The sequence below is a fragment of the Catenulispora rubra genome (assembly GCF_015356825.1).
GTDB classification, from domain to species: Bacteria; Actinomycetota; Actinomycetes; order Streptomycetales; family Catenulisporaceae; genus Catenulispora; species Catenulispora rubra.
The window spans coordinates 38943-61263 of the sequence record NZ_JAACYW010000034.1 but is presented as its reverse complement, the minus strand read 5'-3'; the positions used below and the strand labels follow the sequence as shown (position 1 = coordinate 61263).

Sequence of the window (22321 nt, the reverse complement as noted above, 5' to 3'; positions counted from 1 at the left end):
GGGGGAGGGCCACAGCCAGGGCCAGAAGGATGCTGACACCGTCAGTCGGATGCGGTTGCCGGCGCCGAAGGCGTGCCCGGTGGCGAACAGGGGGATCGTGACGCGGTACGCCTGGCCCGGCTCCAGTGGCTCCGGTTCCTCGTGGCTCTCGCGGTGGGTCAAGTTCAGGGCTCCGGTGGTGACCAGGCGGGAGGTGCCGTCGGGGGTGACCTCGCAGAGTCGGACGGCGAGCTGGGCGGTGGGCTGGTCGGCGTCGACCAGCAGCTCGACGCTCGCGCGGCCGAGGATCTCCAGCTGCTCGGGCAGCGGGCACGAGGTGAAGGTGTGCGACCGGCCGTCGTCTGCGGCCTGGTCGCCGGGGCGGCCCGCGACGTCGCCGAACTGCAGGACGTTGCCGGCCGCCGAGCCGATCGCCAGTGGTGAGCGCAGCACCGCCTCGTCGCCGGTGGCCGTCAGGGAGCCGGTGGTCGGCTCGTGCAGGTGCAGGTGGCGGCCGATCAGCCGACAGGTATGAAAACCATGCCGCTCCGCGTTTTCCGGCGGCCAGGTCGGCTCCACCACCCAGCGCCCCGGGCGCTCCTCCGCGTCCGAGCCGAAGGGCGCCGGGTCCGGCATCCAGGCCCTCAGAGCGGGCGGTTCCTCGGGCGGTTCTTCATCCTGGTCCGCGTTTTCGCGCAGGAAACGGTCAAACCATTTCAAACATTCGCCGATGAAATCCATCGCCGGGCCGGGGGCTGCCTGATGCGGATATGTATGAGCCCAAGGGCCGATCAGACCTTTGACCGGAGTGCCCAGCGGGGTGAGTTCGTCGAGAAGGCGGAACACCGCGCCGCGATAGGGGTCGGCCCAGCCGCCGACCGCCAGGACCGCCGCCTTGATGCCGGACGGATCCTCGATCACCGAGCCGTGCCTCCAGTACGCGTCACGCCTCTGATGTGCCAGCCACGTGCCGATATACGACGGCGTCTCCGCCATCCGCCGGAACCACTCCGCGCGCCAGCCGGGGCCGACCACGTCGGGGTCCGGCGGGCGCGCGTTGTAGCAGAGCATGGTCGAGGCCCAGGGCAGCGCCTCGGAGGCGACCAGCGATCCGCCGAGGTAGTGGACGTCGTCCGCGTAGCGGTCGTCGGTGGAGCAGACGGTCACAATGCATTTCAGTTGGGGCGGGCTCAGGGCTGCGACCTGCAAGCCATTGAAGCCGCCCCAGGATTTTCCGATCATCGCCACATTGCCGTCGCACCAGGACTGCGCGGCTAGCCACTGCAGGATCTGCAGCGCGTCGTCCTGCTCCGTGGGGTGGTACTCGTCGAGCATGATGCCCTCGGAGTCGCCGCTGCCGCGGTTGTCGACGCGCAAGGACGCGTAGCCAGCTGCGGCGAAGGCGGCGTGCAATGTCAGGTCGCGGGGCGCCGTGCCGTCGTTCTTCCGGTAAGGGATGTATTCCATTACCGCCGGCTGTGGCTCATCGGTGTCCGCCGGCAGCCAGACCCGGGCCGACAGCCGCACGCCGTCGCGCATCGGGATCCACACATGACGCAGGACGCGGACCGGGTGGCTCATGTGTTCCAAAGTTCCACCCGGAAAGCGCACCGGCTTGCGAGCCTCACCCATTCGGGGCGGTCTTTCTGTGACATTCGGTGCATGGCGGACAACCACCAGCAGGACGAGCGGGATGACCAGAACGACCGGGGTGACCAGGGCGACCAGAACACCGGCGGCGCGCGCACGCGCTCCTTCCCCAGCGCCATGACCGTCCTGGCGATCGTCACCATCCTGGTCTGGATCGCCGCCTTCTTCATCCCCAGCGGCGAGTACCAGCGCAACGACGCCGGCAACCCGGTCCAGGGCACCTACCACCGCATCTCCTCGCCCCTGTCCTTCGGCGGCCGGGTCAGCAACCTGGCGATGTCACCGGTCAACGGCCTCTACGGCATCCAGGACGCGAAGTCCGGCCAGGTCTCCACCGAGAACGACGGCTCCCTCTACGGCAGCGTCGGCGTGTTCTTCTTCGTCCTGGCCATCGGCGCCTTCATCACGGTCCTGTTCGCCACCGGCGCTCTGGACACCGGCATCGGCCGGCTGGCGCACCGCCTGCGCGAGCGCGGAGCGCTGCTGATCACCGCGATCATGGCGGTGTTCGCGCTGCTGGGCTCGGTCGAGGGCTGGTCGGAGGAGACGCTCGGCTTCTACGGCCTGATCGTGCCGCTGTCGCTGGCCCTGGGCTACGACCGGATGGTCGCGGTCGCCGCGATCCTGCTCAGCTCCGGCATCGGCGTGCTGTGCTCGACGATGAACCCGTTCGCCATCGGCGTCGCCTCCTCGGCCGCCGGGATCTCCATCGGCGACGGCATCGTGCTGCGCGGCCTCATGCTCGTCGTGCTCACCGCCGTGACCATCGCCTTCGTCCTGCGCTACGCCTCCCGCGTGCGCACCGATCCCGCACACTCGGTCGTCGGTTTCCTGCCCGGCGATCACGAGGTCGCGGCCGGTTCGGCGCAGGAGCCCCCGCCGTTGACCAGCACGCAGAAGTCGGCGCTGATCGCCACCGGGCTGACCTTCGCGCTGATGATCTTCTCGGTCATCCCGTGGGCCTCGGTGATCACCGGCAAGTCCGACGCAGCCGCCTACTCCTGGCAGCTGGACTGGTCGTTCCCGCAGTTGGCTGCGATGTTCCTGCTGGCCGGGGTGGCGATCGGGGTGATCGCGCGGATGAACGAGGCCAAGCTGACCGGCACCATCATCTCCGGGGCCGCCGACTTCATCTCGCCGGCGCTGGTGGTGGCGCTGGCCCGGGGTATCACGGTGATCATGAACAACGCGAAGATCACCGACACGGTGCTGCACGCGCTGGAGGGCGCGGTCCACGGCACCACCTCGGCGGTGTTCTCGGTCCTGGTGTTCGTCGTGAACCTACCCCTGGCGTTCCTGATCCCGTCCACCTCCGGGCACGCCACGCTGGTGATGCCGATCATGGCGCCGCTCGCCGCCTTCGCCAACGTGCCCAAGTCGCTCGTGGTCACCGCGTGGTGCAACTCCAACGGCTTCATGAACCTCTTCGTCCCGACCAGCGCCGTCATCATGGGTGGCCTGACACTGGCCAAGGTCGGCTACGACAAGTACATCCGGTTCATCCTGCCGTACCTGGCCGTGATGCTGGTGATGATCTGTGGCTTCCTGGCGATCGGCGCGGCCGTCGGTTAGGCCCATGCTTTCAGGCCCTTGCTCAGCCGTGCGGAAAAGGGCGCCGATCTCCATCAATGTCCGTCACCCAGATGGGGTAATGCCCGTCCCTCGGGTAGCGTACGGTCCATGCTCGATACCTGGTATGGCACTCACGGGGCGGACCGCTTCGACCTGACCGCGCTGCCCTGGTGGCGGGTCTGCCGCGTCGACGCCGTCGCCCCCGGGCAGGGTGCGGTGCAGTCGTTCCTCGACGACCTGTGCAAAGCGTTCGCCGACCAGGGCCACGAAGTCGGCCGGCCCACCTCGGTGGCCGGCGCCGGCAAGCGCGTCGAGCTGGACGTGCTGCTGGTCCACATACCCGTCCCGGCCGGTCCCGGCACGCTGCTGGACCGGGTCGCCGAGCAGTACCCGCCGCTGATGGTGAGTCTGCGGCGCACCGGCGACGTGCGCGGCGGGGTCCGGAACCTGGTCGGGGTGTTCGAGGTCGACGAGCCGCTGGCCGGGGCCAAGCACCTGGAAGTGGTCCAGCTGGCCCGGGTCCTGATGGCGCGAGTCGGGTCGCCGAAGACGCTCTTCGTCTATCCGGACCCGGAGACCGGCGAGATCCGCGAGGCCACCCTGTGCACCATGGAGGGCGGCCACCCGTCGGTCACCGTGGACATCGTCCGGGACATCCGCGACCGGCTGGTCGCCACGGCCTGCGCCACCGAGGTCAACGAGCGCCTGGACCGGATACCGGACTCGGTGCAGACCTCGGCCTTCGACGCCGCGCGCTCCCCGCAGGTGCTGGTCACCGCCGGGCGCCGGATGGGCAGCCTGGGCCTGCTGCCCCCGCCGCACCGCGTCTCCGACTACGTCTCGGTCACCATGGCCTCGGCCTACCAGCGCTACCTCGGCATCAAGGGGTTCAGCGAGGGCATGATGTTCGTCTTCGACCCGGACCTGCAGGCGCTGGTGGTCACCGCGTCCGGCAGCTTCGAGGTCGACAAGCGGGACCTGCGGCCCGAGGACGTCGTGGTGGTGGACCACCAGCTCGACGGCGGCCGGCTGCGGCTGCTCGAGGTCGGCGGCGCCGGGCAGAAGGGCCCGTCGGTCGAGGCGTGGGAAGTCTGCGCGCTGATGGCCGCGGCTCCCAAGATCCGGGTCAGCAAGGACGCCGGCGGGATATGGCGCCCCGACCCGAACGGCACTGTCGAGGTGCCCTCGGTGCGCGGCGGCCTGCACGCGCACGTCGGTGTCGACGAGGCCGATGAGACGCTGATCGAGAGCATCCCGCCGGACCGCGTCGCCTACCCCTACGGCTTCGGCTGCGGAACCGACCTGATGGTCGACGTCGCCGCCGCGACCGTGCGGCGCTCGCAGGCCATCAACGACGCCGGCGACTCCCGCTCCTACGTGCGCTGGCCGATGCTCTACCACGGCGAGATGGCCGTGGAGCTGTGGACGCCCGACGTCCCCGACGAACCGCTGACCGGCCTGCTGGACCTGTTCGACCCGGCCGGCCGGGCCGCGATCGCCTTCCGTACCGACAACGTCGACCAGCCGGTGTGATGATGAAGCAGACCTATGCCAGAGCCCTGGTGACCGGGGCGTCGTCCGGGTTCGGCGAGCAGTTCGCCCGGCAGCTGTCCGCGCGCGGCGTCGCGCTGGTGCTAGTTGCCCGGCGCGGCGAGGTGCTGGAGAAGCTGGCCGCCGAACTGGGCACCGAGACCGAGATCCTGCCCGCCGACCTGACCGATCCGGCCGGGCTGGCCGTGGTCGAAGAGCGCCTGCGGGACACCGACAAGCCGGTCGACCTCCTGGTGAACAACGCCGGGGTGGGCACGACCGGCGAGTTCGTGAAGCTGCCGGCCGAGGGCGAGATCAACAAGGTCGCGCTGAACGTCATGGCGCTGATGCGGCTGAGCCACGCCGCGCTGCCGCGGATGACGGCGGCCGGCCACGGCGGCATCCTCAACCTCTCCTCGCTCGCCGCCACCTCGCCGACGCCCCGGGCGACGACCTACGCCGCGAGCAAGGCGTTCGTGCTGACCTTCAGCGAGAACCTGCACCGCGAGACCCGCCGGAAGGGCGTGCACGTCACGGCCCTGGTGGCCGGCCCGTCATCGACGCCGCTCACGGACCACGGGTTCGACAACCGGCTGCCGAAGATGTTCTGGCAGTCGCCGGAGGCGATCGTGGCGCGCGGGCTGGCGGCGGTGGCGGCGGGCAAGCCGGTGTGCATCCCGAGCCGGGTGCTGGCGTTCGCGACGGTCACCGGATCCCGGCTGCCTCGGTCCTTTCAGTACCTGGTGGGAGACCTGTTGATCGGCTCCAAGTGATGCCGAACAACGTGTAGACCTTGGGGATGAGATCGGCGGCGCCGTCGTAGTACTGCGGGGAGCCGCCCTGCGGGGTGATCACGACCTCGCCGCAACCGCCCGCCTGCGCGGCGACCGCCGCCAGGCCCGGCAGCGTGATCCGGACCGTGACGCCCATGTCGGCCGCGCAGTTCTTGGTCCCCGGGACCGGCGGCTGCAGGGCGTTGAGCAGGTCCACGACCTTGTGGACGACGGCCGGATCGGTGCTGGTGTGGCCGGCGGTCTCGTCGGCGGGCAGGGCGAACTGCGGGTTCATCGGGTTCCGGGTGACCACCGACACGGACGTCGCGGTGTAGCCGAGCATCGAGCCCGGAGGCCGCGAGGGCGTCCAGACGTCGGAGGCGTCGAGCCGGATGACCGTGCGGCCGTCGGCCGCGCTCTGCGGCGTCACGATCAGCCAGTTGGTGCGCCCGGGGAAGGCGAAGGTCACGAAGCCGGGCCCGGACCCGCCGCCCGATCCCGACCCCGACCCCGATCCCGATCCCGATCCCGACAAGGTCGCCCCGGTCGGCGGATGCGCTGTGACCCAGGCCAACACGTCATCCGGACTCTGCGAGGTCTCATACCAGCCGACGGCGGCGACCTGGGACTCCGCGGCCGACCTCATCGGCGGCCGGTCCAGGCCGACCGGCAGCGGATCCGGCTGGTTCGCGGCCTTGGTCGCTCCCGGCGGGGGCTGGAAGGCCGCGAGCATCTGGACGACCTCGCGCCGGGCCGCCGCCTCGTGCGGATCGTTCGCTGAGGACGATCCTGCGGGCACGATCGCTCTGGCCGCCGGCGATGCCGGACTGGAGGACGACGCCTGTGCTCCCACCGCAGCGCCGGACACGACAGCCACCGCTGCCAGAGTCGCGCCGATCCAGCCCGGAGTGTTCCGTAGTTTCGATCGAGGAGACTTCATGAACGTTCGACGGGGCACGGAACCGTTCGGTTCCGTGCCCCGTCGTGATCCTTTCGCGGCTATTGCCCGTCGAGCTATTGCCCGCCGATGAACCCGCCGATGAAGCCGCCGGTACCACCGTTGGCGCCGCCGTTCTGGCCGCCGTTGGCCTGGCCGGGCGGCGGGGTGGGCTGACCCGGCGGCGGCGTCGGCTGCGTGGGCGGCGGGATGTCGCCGGGCAGTTCGGGCACCGAGAAGCCGGGCGGCGTGGTGCCGGCCAGGGCACCGTTCATGGCCTGGCCCCAGATCGGCGCGGCCAGGCAGCCGCCACAGACCTTGTCGTAGTACTGGCCGTGGATCTTCACGTTGACCAGGCCCTTGTCGTTGGGCTTCGGCGAGACCACGCCGACCCAGACCGCGGCGGCCAGGTTCGGGGTGTAGCCGTCGAACCAGGTCATCAGGCGGCTGTCGTTGGTGCCGGTCTTGCCGGCCGCCGGGCCCGAGTAGAAGGTGCGGATACTGGCCGCCGTGCCCTTGTCCACCACGCCCTGGAGCATCCCGGTCAGCTGGTCGGTCAGCGACGGGTCGATGGTCTGGTGGCAGTCGGGGGTGGCGACCGGGTACTGCTTGCCGGAGGTGTCGGTGATGGCGGAGATCGCCGTCGGCTTGCAGTACATGCCGCGTGCGGCGAAGGTCGCGTAGGCGTTCGCCATCGCGATCGGCGTCACCTGGTTGGTGCCCAGGGTGAACGATCCGATCTGCTGCAGCCGCTTGCCGACGCCGTTGTCGCTGTCGATGGTCAGGCCGGCGGCCGCGGCCAGCCGGGCCGGCTCACAGATGCCGGTCTGCTCCTCCATCTTGACGAAGTAGTTGTTGACCGAGTTCCACAACGCGCTGGTCATGGTCTGCGGACCGGCTTCCTGCTGGGTCTCGTCGGTCGGCTTCCACTTCGGGTCCTGGGTGAAGCCGGCCGGGGTGTCGCAGGTCGAGAACTTGCTCTGGGTCTCGTCGACCTGGTACGGCAGGTCCTGGACGAACTCCGGGGTCATGCCCTTCTCCAGCGCGGCCATCGCGACGAAGGACTTGAAGGTCGAGCCCGCCTGGTACCCGTTGCCGCCGCCGTGCGAGGGGTCGGCGGCCAGGTTCAGGTAGGTCTGGCCCTCGCCGGTGCCCATGTTCCGGCTCTGCGCCATGGCCTTGATCTGGCCGGTGCCGGGCTGGATCATCGCGATCGCCGCGCCCGGGATGTCGGTGGGCAGGACGTTGTCGTTGATCGACTTCTGGGCGGCGGCCTCCATCTTCGGGTCCATCGTGGTCTTGATGGTCAGGCCGCCGCGGTTGAAGAAGGCCGCGCGGTCGGCCGTGGTCTTGCCGTATATCGGGTCGTTGAGGATCTCCTGCTCGATGTACTCGCAGAAGAACGCCGTGCTGCCCGGCGCGTAGATGCAGCCGGAGTGCTGGGGCTGGAGCTTCAGGCCCAGCGGCTGCGCCTTGAAGGCCGCGGCCTGCTCCGGCGTGATGTAGTGCACGGTCGGGTCGGCCATCCGGTCCAGCACGGTGTTGCGCCGGTCGGTGGCCGCCAGCGGGTGCTTGGCCGGGTCGTAGGCGACCGGGTTCTTCAGCATCCCGATCAGGGTCGCGGCCTGCGGCACGGTGAGCTGGCCGGCGTGCACGCCGAACCAGCGGTCGGCGGCGGTCTCGATGCCCGAGACGTTCTCGGCGAACGGCACCAGGTTCAGGTAGCGCTCGAGGATCTCGGTTTTGGAGAACTTCTGCTCGACCGCGATCGCGTACTTCAGCTCGCGGACCTTGCGGGCCATCGAGTCGCCGGTGGCGTCGGCGTACTTGGCCTTGTCGTTGCCGGCCTCCAGCACCAGGACGTTCTTCACGTACTGCTGCGAGATCGAGGAGCCGCCCTGGTTCGACCCGCCGAGGTCGGAGACGAACGCGCGCAGCGTGCCCTTGATGTCGATGCCGCCGTGCGAGAAGAAGCGGGAGTCCTCGGTGGCCACCAGCGCCTGCCACACGTTCGGGCTGATGGCGCTGAAGGGCACGATGACCCGGTTGCCGAAGTCGCCCCAGAAGGTCGCCATCACCGAGCCGTCGGCGGCCAGGATCTGCGAGCGCTGCGGCAGGTCGGGGGTCTTCAGGTCGTCCGGGATGTCCTCGAAGTGGTCCGAGGCGCTCTTGGCGGCCAGCCCCGCGGTGCCGACGAAGGGCAGTGCCATACCGGCCACCAGCACGCCGGCCAGCGCACTGATCATCAACAGGCCGAACAGGGCGCGCAGCGGACCGCTGCCGCGGAAGGGCCGGGGCGGGTGCGAAGCCATGGGGGACAGACTACGACGTCAACCTCGGCCGGGGTGGCCGGGTGGCGCGGTCGGGGCGCACGCGCCCCGCTTCGATCCGACGCCGCTGTTCAGCGCCGCGCGGGGCACCGCCGGCGTGGTGAGGTGGGGAGGGTGCGGCATCTGCGGCGATCTAGTCACAAAGGACCATAGGAATTGAGTACATCGGGGACTGTTGCGCCCTCCCGATCTTCCGTATTGTGCTGTTTGGCTGCCGAGATCGACCCTTCCACCAGGTCGGATGCGTTTCGGTCCGACCGACGGGCCGGCCATCACCAGCGCGTCCGGGTCCGAGGACGGCTGTCGGTGAGGGGAAGGGCCGCTGTCGGCTCCGCCGTTGGGGGAGCTCGATCTTTGCGAGAGGACGGCACCGGCGATGAGCTGGGTAGAGGACTGGACCGTTGTGGCGGCGTGCCGCGGCATGGATCCGGATGAGCTGTTCGTGCAGGGAGCAGCTCAGAACCGGGCGAAGACCGTGTGCTCGGGGTGCCCGGTGCGCACCGAGTGCCTGGCCGACGCGCTCGACAACCGCGTCGAGTACGGAGTGTGGGGCGGGATGACCGAGCGCGAGCGGCGTGCGCTGCTGCGCCGGCGCCCCGAGGTGCGCTCCTGGCGGCAGTTCCTGGAGGCCGCCAAGGAGCACTACGAACGCAGCGGTGCCGAGCGCACCGGGGGCGACCTCAGTACCGCGGCGGAGGTCGACGCGCGGTTCGCCGCCGCGACCCAGGCCGCCATCCCCCGACAGCGCAGTGAGGCCGGTTCCTTCGGCCGGGCCTGACCCGCCCGCGCGACCCGGCGTACCCGACGTACGACCGGTGAGCGCGTTCGACCAGTGGTCGAGCGGGTCCTCAGGGCCCGCTGACGCCTGCTGCCGTGCGGTGCGAGCCGCACGGGCAGCCGTCCCATCCGCGCCGCCCTATGCGCGGCTGGCCTGTCCGTCGCCGTCCTGTCCCCCGGCGCCGAGGTATTCCAGCTGGGCCCGCACCGACATCTCGGCCGCGAACTTGACCGCCGGATCCACGTCCGCGTACACCCGGGCCACCACGTCGGCGGCGGTCTCGTCGCCTGCGGCCAGCGCCGCCCGCACCTGCTCCAGCCGCTGCCGGCGGTGTTCGAGGTAGAACTCGACGACGCCCAGCGCGTCGGCCGGCACCGGTCCGTGCCCGGGCAGCACGGTCTCCACCTCGTGCGCGGCCGCCAGGTCCCGCAGGTGCCGCAGCGAGTCGAGGTAGTCCCCCAGCCGGCCGTCGGGATGCGCGACCACGGTCGTGCCCCGGCCCAGGATGGTGTCGCCGGTCAGCAGCGCGCGATCGTCGGGCAGGACGAAGCACAAGCTGTCAGCGCTGTGCCCGGGCGTGGCGACCACGAACAGGTGCAGCCCGTCCATATCCACCACGTCGCCGCCGACCAGCCCCTCGTCCCCGAGCCGGAACCGCGGGTCCAGCGCGCGCACCGGCGCGCCGGTCAGCTCGGCCAGCCGCGGGGCGCCCTCGGAGTGGTCGAAGTGGCCGTGGGTGAGCAGGATCAGCCCGATCCGCAGCTCGCGCTCCTCGGCGGTGGCCAGGATCAGCTGGAGGTGGTCCTCGTGCAGCGGCCCCGGGTCGACGACCACGGCGCGGCGCGCCCCGGGCTCGGCGAGCAGCCAGGTGTTGGTGCCGTCCAGGGTCATCGGGTCGGCGTTCGGGGCCAGGATCAGGGTCGCGCGGTCCGTCCCGGCCTCGGGCCGGACGCCGGGCTTCATCAGGTCGTTCATCGCCGCCCCGCCGCTGTCACTGTCAGAGTTCCCATTTGTCAGAGTTCCCATTCGAGGTGCCAGGACCCGTCGTCGTGGCGTCGCACCGTGGCCATGATCGGCTTCAGCGGCCGGCTCGCCGCGGCTCGCACGGCCTCCTGGGCGGTGCCGAAGCCGTGCACCTCGCGCAGCGTGGTGACGGTCGGCGGGAGCATCAGGGCCCGGCCCGCGATGTGGTCGTCAATGGCCTGTCGGGGCTGCATCCAGGTGGTCGACTCGGTCTCCCCCGACACGTCCCGGGTCCGCTGGCCGGCCGGCAGCGCCGAGACGAAGAACGCGGTGTCGTAGCGGCGCGGCTCGAACTCCGGGGTGATCCAGCGGGACCAGCCGCCGAGCAGGTCGGTGCGCAGCACGAGCGACCTTTTTGTGAGGAACTCCGCCAGCGATGTTTCCCGTGAAACCAGCGCCCGCCGGTCGGCTTCCCAGTCCTCGTCGGTGGTGTCGGCGACCACGGAGTGCTCGTCAGGGCCGGCGAACAGGACGCCGGACTCCTCGAAGGTCTCCCGGACCGCCGCGCACAGCAGCGCGCGGGCCTCGGCCTCGTCGCTGCCGAAGCGCCGGGCCCAGTCCGCGGCCGAGGGCCCGGCCCAGGCGATCTCGGCGTCCGCGTCGCGCGGGTCGACCCGGCCGCCGGGGAAGGCGTAGAAGCCGCCGGCGAAGGACATCGAGGCGGCGCGCTTGAGCAGGTAGACGTCCGGGGGTGCGTCCACGCAGTCGCGGAGCAGTACTACTGTCGCAGCGTGCTTCGGGGGCACCGGGGTGAACTCGCCGCGCTCGTAGGCGGCGATCTGCTCCTGCCAGCCCTCCGGCACCTGCGCGCTGAGCCGGCTGCCGGCCGGAGCTATGTACTCCCCGCCTTGCTGCGACATGCGTTCCCCTTCCTTTTCTGGTTCCCGCCGCGGCGGGAACCAGATGCCGCCGTGTACCGCCGCCGGCTCAGACCTCGACGGTCAGCTCGACCTCGACCGGCGCGTCCAGCGGCAGCACCGCCACCCCGACCGCCGAGCGCGCGTGCCGGCCGGCCTCGCCGAAGACCGCGCCGAGCAGCTCCGAGGCGCCGTTGACGACCCCGGGCTGGCCGGTGAAGTCCGGGGCGCTGGCCACGAACCCGACCACCTTCACGACCCGCTTGACCTTGGCTAGGTCGCCGATCTCGGACTTCACCGCGGCCAGCGCGTTCAGCGCGCAGCGCTGCGCCAGGGCCTTGGCGTCCTCCGGGCTGACCTCGGCGCCGACCTTGCCGACCATCGGCAGCGCGCCGTCGACCATCGGCAGCTGGCCGGAGGTGTAGACGAGATTGCCGCTGCGCAGCACCGGGATGTAGGCCGCGACCGGGGCCGCGACCTCGGGCAGCTTCAGGCCGAGCTCGGTCAGCTTCTCTTCGGGGTGGGTCATGTCTCAGGACTCCGTCGTCTTCGGACGCTTCAGGTAGGCGACCAGCTGGTCCGGGTTCGGGCCCGGGACCACCTGGACGAGTTCCCAGCCGTCCTCGCCCCAGGTGTCGAGGATCTGCTTGGTGGCGTGCACCAGCAGCGGCACTGTCGCGTATTCCCATTGATTGTAAATTGGACGCAGCGTCATGGGGTAAGACTACGGGGCGGCGGCTATGAGCCGTCGCCAGGCAGTTGCCCCGCGGTGTTCGTCATCAGGCAGTAGACGCTCTGGTCCGCGCTCGAACTGGTGGGCAGGTTCTTTCCCGCCCACAGGTCCGGGGTCGGGATGACGGCGTAGTAGTTGTAGTGGCCGCCCTTGGCGTTCGCATAAGGCGTGATCAACCGGTCTGTCCAGCATGCCTGCTTGGCCAGTGCCGTCAGCTGGTCGACGCCGGGATACGGCACCGGGTTGTTGGTGCCGTAGCTGCTGAACGAGGTGTTGACGAAGGAGGTCTGGTAGTAGATCTCCAGGTCGTGGGGGTTGGAGCACGAAGTGCTCTGATACGTCGGGCTGCCGGGGACGAAGGGCGGGCCGCTCAGGCAGGTCTGGGAGCCGCTCATGGGCAGGCCGGCCGGGAAGTCGGTCTTCGGGCCGGGCCCCATCGAGTACACCTTCACCACGTCCGAGGGCAGGGCGTCGGCTTTCTGCTCCTGCTTCTTCCCCGAACTCGAGCCCGCGTTGTAGGCGGCGAAGCCCGCGACCGCCGCGGTGACCAGTACTGCCGCGGCGAACGTCCCGGCTATCTTGGCCCAGGACCGCTTCGGCGGCGCGGCTGCCGGGTTCCACAGCGGGGCCAGCGGCGTGGTCGGCGCCCCGATGGGCGCGATCGGTATCGTGCCCATGGTGCCCTGCGGCGCGAGCGGCATGGCCGTCTCGCGGGTCACCGCGTCCAGCAGCGTCCGGATCTGTGGCGCGGTCAGCCGGCCCTCGGGCGCGGAGGCCAGCATCCCGGACACCGCGGCGGCCAGCGGACCCTGCGCGTTCGTCAGGTATGGGACCTCGGTCAGCACCGCGCCGAACGTGGCCGCCGTGGTGTCGCGTTCGAACGCGGCCTTGCCCTCGATCGCGAAGTACAGCACCGCGCCGAGCGACCACAGGTCGGAGGCCGGGCTCGCCTCGTGGCCGGAGAGTCGTTCCGGGGCGAGGTAGGCGGGGGAGCCGATGACGGCGCCGGTCTTGGTCAGCGTGGGGTCGTCGACGGCCTGCGCGATCCCGAAGTCGGTGAGCTTGGCCCGGCCGTTGCCGCCGACCATGATGTTCGACGGCTTCACGTCGCGGTGCACGATGCCGGCTCCGTGGGCGGCCTCCAGCGCGGAGAGCACCTGGCGGCCTATTTCGGCGACGGCGGGTGGGGAGAGCGGACCGGAGCCGCGGACCAGCTGCGCCAGGTTCGGTGCCTCGACCAGCTCCATGACGATGAACACGGAGCCGTTGTCGTGGACCACGTCGAAGACGGTGACCACGGCCGGGTCGTTCAGCCGCCCGGCGGTGCGGGCCTCACGCATGATGCGCTGCTCGAAGACCGCGCGCTCGGCGACCGTGACGCCCTCGCTGAGCCGCATCTCCTTCACGGCGACCGGCCGTCCGATCACCCGGTCCTCGCCGCGCCACACGACGCCCATGCCACCCCGGCCGAGCTCCGCGCGCAGAACATAACGCTCCGCGATCAAGCGCTCCGGTGGTGCCAGGCGTTCGGTGTCGACGTCGTCGCTCATCTGTGGGCCCCCCTCGGCCAAGTTCCCTGATAAGCACCACCCCTGCGGTGGCCCTCCAGAGTAGCGCCAGGGGTGGGCCGTCCCAGGAGTGTCCGGCGCATGGTTAGGCTGGGCCCATGAGCCGACCCTGGCCGCCGGAGTGCCGCCTGCACATCGTCACGGGAAAAGGCGGCACCGGGAAAACCACGGCCGCCGCGGCGCTGGCGCTGGCCCTGGCCGAGGGCGGCGGCCGGGTGCTGCTGGTGGAGGTCGAGGGGCGCCAGGGCATCGCGCAGCTCTTCGACACGGCTCCGCTGCCGTACGAGGAGCGCAGCATCGCGATCGCGCCCGGCGGCGGCGAGGTGTTCGCCCTGGCCATCGACCCCGAACAGGCGCTGCTCGAGTACCTGGACATGTTCTACAAGCTGGGCCGGGCCGGCAAGGCGCTGAAGAAGTTCGGCGCCATCGACTTCGCGACCACCGTGGCCCCGGGCATGCGCGACGTGCTACTTACCGGCAAGGCCTGCGAGGCGGTCCGCCGCACCGCCCCCGACCGCCCGGGCGCGGCCTTCGCCTACGACGCCGTGGTGATGGACGCACCGCCCACCGGCCGCATCACCCGCTTCCTGAACGTGAACACCGAAGTCGCCGGCCTGGCCCGGGTCGGCCCGGTGAAGAACCAGGCCGAGGCGGTCATGCGGGTCCTGACCTCGCCGCAGACCGCGGTGCACCTGACGACCGTGCTGGAGGACATGCCGGTCCAGGAGACCCTCGACGGCGTCGAGGAGCTGCACGCCGCAGGCCTGCCGGTCGGTGCGATCCTGGTGAACATGGTCCGCACCGCGCACCTGGCCATCGGCAAGCGCGCGGCCGTCAGCGCGGCGGCGGAGAAGCGGGTCGCGGCCCTGCTGCGGCCCTACGGCATCGACGGCTCCGAGACCCACGCCCTGGCGGTTCTCGGCCGCGAGCACGCCGAACGCCTCAGCCTGGAGGAGGTCGAGCGGCGCGCGCTGGACTCTGCCGGCCGCCCGGTGGTGGAGCTGCCGCAGATCGCCGGGGGCATCGACCTCGGCGGACTCTACGAGCTGGCCGCGGCGCTGTCTGCGGCGGCGGCGACCGGGGAGGCCGCATGAGTGTGACCCCGAAGCGCCTCGACATCGACGGCCTGCTGACCGACCCGGCGACCTCGATCGTCGTGTGCTGCGGCTCCGGCGGCGTGGGCAAGACCACCGCCGCCGCGGCGCTGGCCCTGCGCGCCGCCGAACAGGGCCGCAAGGTCGTGGTCCTGACGATCGACCCGGCGCGCCGGCTGGCGCAGTCCCTGGGCCTGACCGAGCTGGACAACAATCCGCGCGAGGTCGAGGGCGTCCAGGGCCCGGGCCGGCTGTTCGCGATGATGCTCGACATGCAGCGGACCTTCGACGAGATCGTGGAGAACCACGCCGACCCGGACCGCATCGAGCAGATCCTGGAAAACCCGTTCTACCAGTCGCTGTCCGCGGGCTTCTCCGGCACGCAGGAGTACATGGCGATGGAGAAGCTGGGCCAGCTGCGCCGCACCGGCGACGAGACCGGCAGCTGGGACCTGATCATCGTCGACACCCCGCCCAGCCGCTCGGCCCTGGACTTCCTCGACGCTCCGAACCGCCTCGGCAGCTTCCTCGACGGCCGCCTGATCAAGGTCCTGATGGCCCCGGCCAAAGCCGGCGGCGGCTTCGCCATGAAGGTCCTGGCCTCCGGCTTCTCGATCGCCACCATGGCCCTGAACAAGCTCCTGGGCTCCGGCCTCCTGCACGACGTCCAGACCTTCGTCGGCTCCCTGGAATCGATGTTCGGCGGCTTCCGCCAACGCGCGGAGGAGACGTACCAACTGCTCCAGGCCGACGGCACCGCCTTCCTGGTGGTAGCGGCACCGGAACCCGACGCCCTCCGCGAGGCCGCCTACTTCACCGAGCGCCTGGCCGCCGAGAACATGCCCCTGGCCGGCCTCATCCTGAACCGCGTGCACCCCGTAACGGTCCCCGAACTGTCCGCCGAGAAAGCCCTGGCCGCCGCCGAGGAACTCGACGCCGACTCCCCCGACCTCCGCCTGGCCGCCGGCCTGCTCCGCCTGCACGCCGAGCGCGTCCGCCTCAGCGCCCGCGAACGCCGCCTGGCGGACCGCTTCACCGCCTCCCAGCCGAACGTCGCGGTGGCCGAGATCCCGGCCCAGTCCGGCGACATCCACGACCTGGACGGCCTGCGGCTCGCGGGCGACCTACTGGCGGGCAGCAACTGACATTCGTTTTCGCGGGGAGGACAGGGCCGCCCCACCCAAAGGGGGTCACCAACCTCGATTGAGAGCGCGCGCCGCTGAATCCAAGGTCAGGATCGCCGCCAGCCAGGGACGCGGTCAACGCCAACGCGGAGACTCGCCGATGAAGTTGGGCCGAAAGCGGGTGTGGCGCAATGCGCTGTGACTCCCTACCGCGACCGCTGACTCAACCTCTCCACATTCGTCAGCACCACAGCGCGCGCCTCCAGCCGGAGCCAACCGCGCCCGGCGAAGTCCGCCAGCGCCTTGTTCACCGTCTCGCGGGAGGCGCCGACCAGCTGCGCCAGCTCCTCCTGCGTCATGTCGTGGGCGACGTGGATGCCGTCCTCGGCGGGGGTGCCGAAGCGGGCCGAGAGGTCCAGCAGGGCCTTGGCCACGCGGCCGGGGACGTCGGAGAACACCAGGTCGGACATCGAGTCGTTGGTGCGGCGCAGGCGGCGGGCGATCGCGCGGAGCAGGGCGCGGGCGACGTCGGGGCGGGTGGCCAGCCAGGGGGTCAGCTCGTCGGAGCTCAGGCCCAGCAGGGTGGAGTCCACCAGGGCCGTGGCGCCGGCGGAGCGGGGGCCCGGGTCGAACAGGGACAGCTCGCCGAACATCTCGCCGGGGCCGAGGACCGCGACCAGGTTCTCCCGGCCGTCGCCGCTGGTGCGGCCGAGCTTGATCTTGCCGCGCAGGACCACGTACAGCGAGTCGCCGGGGTCGCCCTCGTGGAACAGGAGGTCACCTCGGGCCAGCTCGATCTCGTTCATGGAGGCGCGCAGCGACGCGGCCGCGTCCTGGTCGAGCGTGGCGAAGAGGGGCGTACGGCGCAGTACGTCGTCCACGGGTTTCTCCTCTTAAAAGGCAGTGCTGTTCCGAGACCAGTGTGACGCAGGGAGCGCCTGAGTAGCACGCCGGGTCGGGCTATCGTGCGATGTCCATTAGACCGTATGAGTAGTCATCTCCACGAAAGTGTCCGCACCAACGCGTCCAGCGCCCGCGGGTACGCCGCCTCGGTGGGGCTGCCGAAACCCACCACGATGCCCTGCGGACGTGGGGCGGAGCTCGCCAGCGTGTTCGTCGGGGCGGTGTGCCACAGACCGCCGAGGCCTTCCAACTCCAGATCGAACTCAGATGCGCGCTTGAGCACTTCCGCCTCGGTCATCCCCGCCGGCTCCAGGCGGACCAGCGCGTGCAGCCCCGCCGCGATGCCGCCGAGCGCGAATCCCGCCGCCGGCCGTCCGGCCCGGGTGTGCAGGCGCTCGGCCAGCAGGTCGCGGCGCCGGCGGTAGCGCAGGCGCGCGGCGCGGACGTGCCGGTCGTAGTCGTGCGAGGCGATGAACTCCGCGAGCGTCAGCTGCCCCAGCGCCTCGGACTGGTGGTCGGCGTGCCGCTTGGCCTCGGTGACCGGCCCGACCAGGTGCCCGGGCAGCACCATCCACGCCAGCCGGATTCCCGGACCCAGCGTCTTGGAGGCCGTCCCCAGATAGCCGACGCGCTCGGGCGCCATGCCCTGCACCGCGCCGACCGGCTGCCGGTCGTACCGGAACTCGCCGTCGTAGTCGTCCTCGACGACCAGCCGCCGACCCTCGCACGCCCACTCGACGAGCGCGTGGCGCCGCGCCGGATGCAGCGTCGAGCCGATCGGATACTGGTGACTGGGCGTGACCACGGCGGTGTTCACCTGATCGAAGTCGGGGCCGGCGAGCAGATCGATGCGCGCGCCGTCGTCATCCACCGGAAGCGGCACTACATCCGCACCATGCGAGCGCACCACGTCATGGAACAGCGGTATGTACGGATCCTCCATCGCCACCACCCCGCCGAGCACCTGCCCGAGCAGCGCCAGCCCCTGCACCGCACCGGAGACGATGACGATCCGCTCCGGATCCGCGAGCACGCCCCGCGCTCGCCCCAAGTACTCGGCCAAAGCCCGCCGCAGCTCGACCCGGCCTCGCGGATCGCCATAACCGAACGCGTCGTTGGGCGCCGCGTTCACCGCCCGGCGGGACGCGCGCAGCCACGCGGCGCGCGGGAAGTGCGACAGGTCCGGCGAACCCGGCAGGAGATTGTTGCCGAGCGGCTTGGCCCGGCTGCGTGGCTGCTCGCCGACCCACGCGCTCGGCAGACCAAGTGCGCCAGGCAGACCAAGTGTGCCCGACGCGCCGAGCGCATCTGGCGACCGCCGCGCACCAGGCGCGTCCGGCGACCGCGGCGCAGAAGGCAACCCGCTCGGACCAGGAACCCCCTGCCCCGCCAGCTCAGCGACATGCGTCCCCGACCCCCGCACCGCGACCAGATGCCCCTCGGCGACCAGCTGGTCATAAGCCGCCGACACCGTCCCCCGCGCCAGCCCGAGCTCCACCGCCAGCGTCCGCGTCGACGGCAGCCGCGTCCCCGCGCCCAGCCGGCCGTCCCGGATCGCCTCGCGCAGCGCGTGCTCCAGCCCGACCCGGCGCCCGGACGCGGGGTCGACCGACAGATGCAGATCGACGTCCAAAGTGGACCAATATTCAGCCATCGGATTGGATCCTAACAACAGTCCACACCCCGCGTACCGTCATAGTCATGACAACGAACGCGACAGAGACCGCATACGTGAAGCCCACCGTCCGCCTCGCCGTCGACGACCTCGCGCCGGGGATCGCCAAGGCGATGAACGGTCTGGAGCGCGCGGCTGGCGAGACCAGCCTGGAGAAGCCGCTGCGCGAGATGGTGAAGCTGCGCGCCTCCCAGATCAACGGCTGCGTCTACTGCGTCGACATGCACTCCCGCGACGCCGTGGCCGGCGGCGACACCTGGCGCCGCCTGAACCTGGTCGCGGTCTGGCGCGAGGCCCCGTACTTCACCGCCCGCGAGCGCGCCGCCCTGGCGCTGACCGAGGCCGTGACCCGGCTGGCCGACCGCGAGGTGTCCGACGCGGTGTGGGACGAGGCCGCGGCGCACTTCTCCGAGACGGAGCTGGCCGAGCTGGTCTGGCACATCGGGATCATCAACCTGTGGAACCGGCTCGGCGCGACGGCCCGGCCGTGGGACCTGTCCGGCGGCGCGCAGGACTGAGCCGTCCGAACGGGGGGAGTCGGCACGGCGGGGGACGCCGCCGGACCGATTCCGGACAGGCGGGACGAGCCGCGCGAGCCGCCCAGGCCGCGCCGCCCGAACCGGCCGAGCCGATGAGCACGCACCCGATGCGAAGGGGGCATCCCGGGTGCGTGCTCATCGGTCTCATCGGTTGTCGGCCTCAACAGGACCAGTCAGTCGCCCTGCGCGACATCCGCCCGCGCGACGTCCATCTTGGTCACGGCCAGGACGGCCACCAGCACCACGATGATCCCGAGCAGCACCAGGCTGACCGGCCCGGTCCCCCAGGCCAGACCGCCGCGCTTGGCCGAAACGCCCATCCAGTCCGCGAAGGACGCGCCGAACGGCCGGGTCACGACGTACGCGAACCAGAACGCGAAGATCCCGTTCAGCCCGAACTTGTACGCCACCGCGGGCACCGCGAACAGCACGGCGAACATCACGCCGGAGGAGAAGTACCCGAGCTTCAGCGTCGTGGCGGTCATGTCGCCGACCGCGGTGCCGAGCGCGAACGTGGTCACCACGGTCAGCCAGTAGAACAGCTCCCGGCGCGGGGTGGTGATGCTGTGGATCGACAGCGTGCCCTCGACCCGGTACCACAGTACGAAGATCGCGGCGAGTGCGACGGCGAAGAAGGCAGTCGACACCGCGTAGGGGACGCCGAAGCCGACGTGCAGCACGTCGGCGCACATCGTGCCGAACACGCTCACCATGACGACGGCGGCCCAGTAGAGCCATGCCGAGTACCGCGAGGCCTTGAACTGCACCCAGATCACGCCGGCCAGCACCAGGCCGGACAGCGAGACCATGATCTTCGGGTCCCACCTCTGGTTCAGGAAGTCCGAGGTGGTCTCGCCCATCCCGGTGGTGAGGATCTTCGTGATCCAGAAGATCAGCGTGACTTCGGGGACCTTGCTCAGCGTGGTGGTCGATACCAGGCGCCGGCGGGCCGAGCCGGCCGCGCTCCGCCGGGTCAGTTCGGTCGTCATAGCGGCCGATCATCCCAGAAGCGCGGTCCGCCGACCCGGGTTGTCCGCAATCTGTTACAAGATGTAGCAGAAATTCGCCGGGAGCCGCCGGGCCGCGGCTTTCCAGCCACCGTCGAGACCCTGTCCTAGGCCCCCTTCGGGACCCAGCGGGCGCCCAACTCCTCGTCGCTCGGCGGCGGCCCCGGCAACGCGGCCACCGCCTTCGCGGTCTGCGGCCGCAGCGCGTCGAAGTGCAGCGCCAGATAGCGGTGCCGCAGCTCCCTGGTCCGCTCCGGCCCCGGCCCGGTGACCGCGGTCAGCTGCTCCAGCAGCATCGCGATGTCGTTGAGGGCGAAGTCGGCGCGGATCACGCCGGCCTCGTGCGCCTGCCCCAGGATCGCGGCGGCCAGGCCCACGGCGCGCGTGGCCTGGCCGGACATCTCCGCGGTCGGCGTGAAGGTCCCCGCCAGGTTCACCGTCAGCGCGTGTACGTCGGCGTCGATGACCGCGCGCACGAAGTCCGTGAAGGTCTCCCACGGCCCGGCCTCCGAGGCCAGCGCCGCCTCCGCGCACTCGATGTACGTCGCCAGGCCGTCCGCGCACAGCGTCTGCAGCAGCACTTCCTTGCTCTCGTAGCGCCGGTACAGGGCGCTGATCCCCACCCCGGCCGCCTTGGCCACAGCGGAGATCGGCGCGGACGGATCGGCGACGAAGACCTCGCGCGCGGCCCGCAGGATGGCTTCGTCGTTGCGGTTCGCCTGGGCCTTGCGGCCGGACAGCGGTCCGGTGCGGGAGGTGGTGGGGGCAGTCGGGGTGATCGGGGCGGACATGGGGTCAGGATAGCACCTGAACGGAATGCTTTGTTCCGCTCGCGTCCGCCTCGCCGTCCCTCTTACCGTCCCCCTCGCCGTCTACCGCGCCGTCCGCCTCACCGCTCATCGAAACCGACCGCGTCTCCCGCGCGAAGTACAGCGCGATGATGGTCACCACGGCAGCCAGCCCCATGTAGAGCGTGAGCCACGCGGAGGTCTTCCCGCCGTTGTGCTCCAGGATCGCCACGGCGATCAGCGGCGCCGGCGCGCCGGCCGCGATCGAGGCCACCTGGTAGCCGATCGAGGCGCCGGAGTAGCGGACCCCGGTCGGGAACATCTCCGCGAAGAAGGCCGCCTGCGGGCCGTACATCAGGCCGTGGAAGGCCAGGGCGACGGTGATCGCGAGCACCGCCAGCGGATACGACTTCTGATCGACGAGCGCGAAGAAGATCGGCGTCCACACCCCGATCCCGATCGCCCCGGCCAGGTAGACCGGCCGGCGTCCGATCCGGTCGGAGAGCATGCCGAACACCGGGATCAGGACGGTCTCGACCGCCGCGCCGATCATCACCGCGTCCAGCCCGAAGGACTTCGGGAGCTTCAGGTGCACGGTGATCCAGGTGACCGAGAAGGTGGCGACCAGGTAGAAGGAGATGTTCTCGGCCATGCGGGTCCCGAAGGCGATCAGGATCTCGCGCCAGGAGGTGCGGAACACCTCCAGGGCCGGCAGCTTCGGCGGCGCGCTCTCCTTCTTCGCCTGCGCGGCCCGGAACGCCTCGGTCTCGTTGAGCGACTTGCGGACCCAGACGCCGACCAGCAGCAGGATCGCCGACAGCCCGAACGACACCCGCCATCCCCAGTCCAGGAACGACTTCTCGCTCATGTTCTGGGACAGCAGGATGAGCACGCCGGTCCCGAGCACCAGCCCCAACGGCGCCCCGGCCTGCGGCCACGAGGCCCAGAACCCGCGCCGGGACTTGTCCCGCTCGGCCACGATCAGCACCGAGCCGCCCCACTCGCCGCCGAGCGCGAAGCCCTGGACCATGCGCAGCGAGGTGAGCAGGACCGGCGCCCAGACGCCTATGGAGTTGTAGCCCGGGACGAAAGCCATCCCTGTGGTGGCGATCCCCATGATGACGAGGCTGACCATCAGCGTCTTCTTGCGCCCGACGCGGTCGCCGACGTGTCCGAAGACCACGCCGCCGATCGGCCGGGCCGCGAAGCCCAGGGCGTAGGTGAGGAACGACAGCAGCGTCGCGGTGAGCGGGTCGCTCTTGACGAAGAAGACCTTCGGGAAGACCACGGCCGCCGCGGTGCCGTAGAGGAAGAAGTCGTACCACTCGAGGGTGGTGCCGACCATCGAAGCGCCGACGACTCTCCAGACGGAGTCGCCGGCGCTTTCGGTGGTGGGGTTTGTGCTGGTGGGGGATTCCGTCATGCAGGGAACAATGGGCTCTTACTCTGCGTTGTGATATG

General features: G+C 70.7%; 20 protein-coding genes. 7 read left to right on the top strand and 13 right to left on the bottom strand.

All coding sequences use genetic code 11. The features are described from left to right. The coding region (locus GWK61_RS12715; RefSeq protein ID WP_228562203.1) for a CocE/NonD family hydrolase at window positions 1-1560 on the bottom strand (1560 nt) is incomplete at its 3' end. Between the two features lie 81 nt (window positions 1561-1641). On the opposite strand from GWK61_RS12715, the gene GWK61_RS12710 reads away from it, so the two are divergent. From GWK61_RS12710 to GWK61_RS12700, 3 genes are all read left to right on the top strand, one after another. Beyond that, on the top strand, window positions 1642-3201 hold the full coding sequence (locus GWK61_RS12710; protein ID WP_194908542.1) for a YfcC family protein: 1560 nt from the start codon (window positions 1642-1644) through the stop codon (window positions 3199-3201). A 108-nt stretch (window positions 3202-3309) separates the two neighbouring features. Next, a complete protein-coding gene (locus GWK61_RS12705; protein WP_194908541.1) occupies window positions 3310-4734 on the top strand; it encodes a hypothetical protein in 1425 nt (474 codons plus the stop codon). A gap of 2 nt (window positions 4735-4736) precedes the next feature. Further along, window positions 4737-5504, top strand: coding sequence for an SDR family NAD(P)-dependent oxidoreductase (locus GWK61_RS12700; protein WP_194908540.1), 768 nt, complete (start codon window positions 4737-4739; stop codon window positions 5502-5504). Here the strand turns inward: GWK61_RS12700 and GWK61_RS12695 are convergent. Both GWK61_RS12695 and GWK61_RS12690 read right to left on the bottom strand, forming a co-directional pair. Beyond that, window positions 5437-6381, bottom strand: a complete 945-nt coding sequence (locus GWK61_RS12695; RefSeq protein ID WP_194908539.1) for a hypothetical protein — start codon at window positions 6379-6381, stop codon at window positions 5437-5439. The two genes, GWK61_RS12700 and GWK61_RS12695, sit on opposite strands and share 68 nt — an antisense overlap. A 137-nt stretch (window positions 6382-6518) precedes the next feature. Next, window positions 6519-8753 carry a transglycosylase domain-containing protein gene (locus GWK61_RS12690; RefSeq protein ID WP_194908538.1) on the bottom strand — a complete coding sequence of 745 codons (2235 nt, stop codon included), beginning with the start codon at window positions 8751-8753 and terminating at the stop codon, window positions 6519-6521. A gap of 394 nt (window positions 8754-9147) precedes the next feature. On the opposite strand from GWK61_RS12690, the gene GWK61_RS59455 reads away from it, so the two are divergent. Continuing rightward, window positions 9148-9549, top strand: a complete 402-nt coding sequence (locus GWK61_RS59455; RefSeq protein ID WP_194908537.1) for a WhiB family transcriptional regulator — start codon at window positions 9148-9150, stop codon at window positions 9547-9549. Window positions 9550-9687: 138 nt separating this feature from the next. On the opposite strand, the gene GWK61_RS12680 is transcribed toward GWK61_RS59455, so the two are convergent. The 5 genes from GWK61_RS12680 to GWK61_RS12660 all read right to left on the bottom strand — a co-directional run bounded on the left by GWK61_RS12680 (window position 9688) and on the right by GWK61_RS12660 (window position 13712). Next, the gene (locus tag GWK61_RS12680) at window positions 9688-10524 is read right to left on the bottom strand and encodes an MBL fold metallo-hydrolase (protein ID WP_228562202.1); all 837 of its coding nucleotides are present in this window, start codon (window positions 10522-10524) and stop codon (window positions 9688-9690) included. Between the two features lie 38 nt (window positions 10525-10562). Next, on the bottom strand, window positions 10563-11432 hold the full coding sequence (locus GWK61_RS12675) for an NUDIX hydrolase (protein WP_194908536.1): 870 nt from the start codon (window positions 11430-11432) through the stop codon (window positions 10563-10565). A gap of 67 nt (window positions 11433-11499) precedes the next feature. Further along, complete coding sequence (locus tag GWK61_RS12670; RefSeq protein WP_194908535.1) at window positions 11500-11958, bottom strand: RidA family protein; 459 nt, start codon at window positions 11956-11958, stop codon at window positions 11500-11502. A 3-nt stretch (window positions 11959-11961) separates the two neighbouring features. Continuing rightward, window positions 11962-12144 carry a Sp36 family protein gene (gene sp36 / locus GWK61_RS12665; RefSeq protein ID WP_194908534.1) on the bottom strand — a complete coding sequence of 61 codons (183 nt, stop codon included), beginning with the start codon at window positions 12142-12144 and terminating at the stop codon, window positions 11962-11964. A 23-nt stretch (window positions 12145-12167) separates the two neighbouring features. After that, entirely contained in the window at window positions 12168-13712 is a 1545-nt protein-coding gene (locus tag GWK61_RS12660) for a serine/threonine-protein kinase (RefSeq protein ID WP_194908533.1), read from the bottom strand. A 116-nt stretch (window positions 13713-13828) separates the two neighbouring features. Here GWK61_RS12660 and bagA point away from each other — a divergent pair, with 116 nt between their 5' ends. Then, on the top strand, window positions 13829-14824 hold the full coding sequence (gene bagA / locus GWK61_RS12655) for an ATPase BagA (protein WP_194908532.1): 996 nt from the start codon (window positions 13829-13831) through the stop codon (window positions 14822-14824). Further along, window positions 14821-15969, top strand: a complete 1149-nt coding sequence (gene bagB, locus GWK61_RS12650; RefSeq protein ID WP_194908531.1) for an ArsA family ATPase — start codon at window positions 14821-14823, stop codon at window positions 15967-15969. Before bagA ends, bagB begins: the two co-directional genes overlap by 4 nt. 185 nt (window positions 15970-16154) lie before the next feature. Here the strand turns inward: bagB and GWK61_RS12645 are convergent, their stop codons facing one another. Both GWK61_RS12645 and pdxR read right to left on the bottom strand, forming a co-directional pair. Beyond that, a complete protein-coding gene (locus GWK61_RS12645; RefSeq protein ID WP_194908530.1) occupies window positions 16155-16829 on the bottom strand; it encodes a Crp/Fnr family transcriptional regulator in 675 nt (224 codons plus the stop codon). Window positions 16830-16942: 113 nt separating this feature from the next. After that, a complete protein-coding gene (pdxR, locus tag GWK61_RS12640; RefSeq protein WP_194908529.1) occupies window positions 16943-18505 on the bottom strand; it encodes a MocR-like pyridoxine biosynthesis transcription factor PdxR in 1563 nt (520 codons plus the stop codon). A gap of 47 nt (window positions 18506-18552) precedes the next feature. On the opposite strand from pdxR, the gene GWK61_RS12635 reads away from it, so the two are divergent. After that, window positions 18553-19044 carry a carboxymuconolactone decarboxylase family protein gene (locus GWK61_RS12635; RefSeq protein WP_194908528.1) on the top strand — a complete coding sequence of 164 codons (492 nt, stop codon included), beginning with the start codon at window positions 18553-18555 and terminating at the stop codon, window positions 19042-19044. A 194-nt stretch (window positions 19045-19238) separates the two neighbouring features. On the opposite strand, the gene GWK61_RS12630 is transcribed toward GWK61_RS12635, so the two are convergent. The 3 genes from GWK61_RS12630 to GWK61_RS12620 form a co-directional block, all read right to left on the bottom strand. Beyond that, window positions 19239-20054 (bottom strand): COG4705 family protein, encoded by an 816-nt coding sequence (locus tag GWK61_RS12630; protein ID WP_194908527.1) that lies wholly within the window; start codon window positions 20052-20054, stop codon window positions 19239-19241. 125 nt (window positions 20055-20179) lie between these two features. After that, window positions 20180-20863 (bottom strand): TetR/AcrR family transcriptional regulator, encoded by a 684-nt coding sequence (locus GWK61_RS12625; protein ID WP_194908526.1) that lies wholly within the window; start codon window positions 20861-20863, stop codon window positions 20180-20182. Between the two features lie 4 nt (window positions 20864-20867). Beyond that, window positions 20868-22283 (bottom strand): MFS transporter, encoded by a 1416-nt coding sequence (locus tag GWK61_RS12620; RefSeq protein ID WP_194908525.1) that lies wholly within the window; start codon window positions 22281-22283, stop codon window positions 20868-20870. Window positions 22284-22321: the final 38 nt, after the last annotated feature.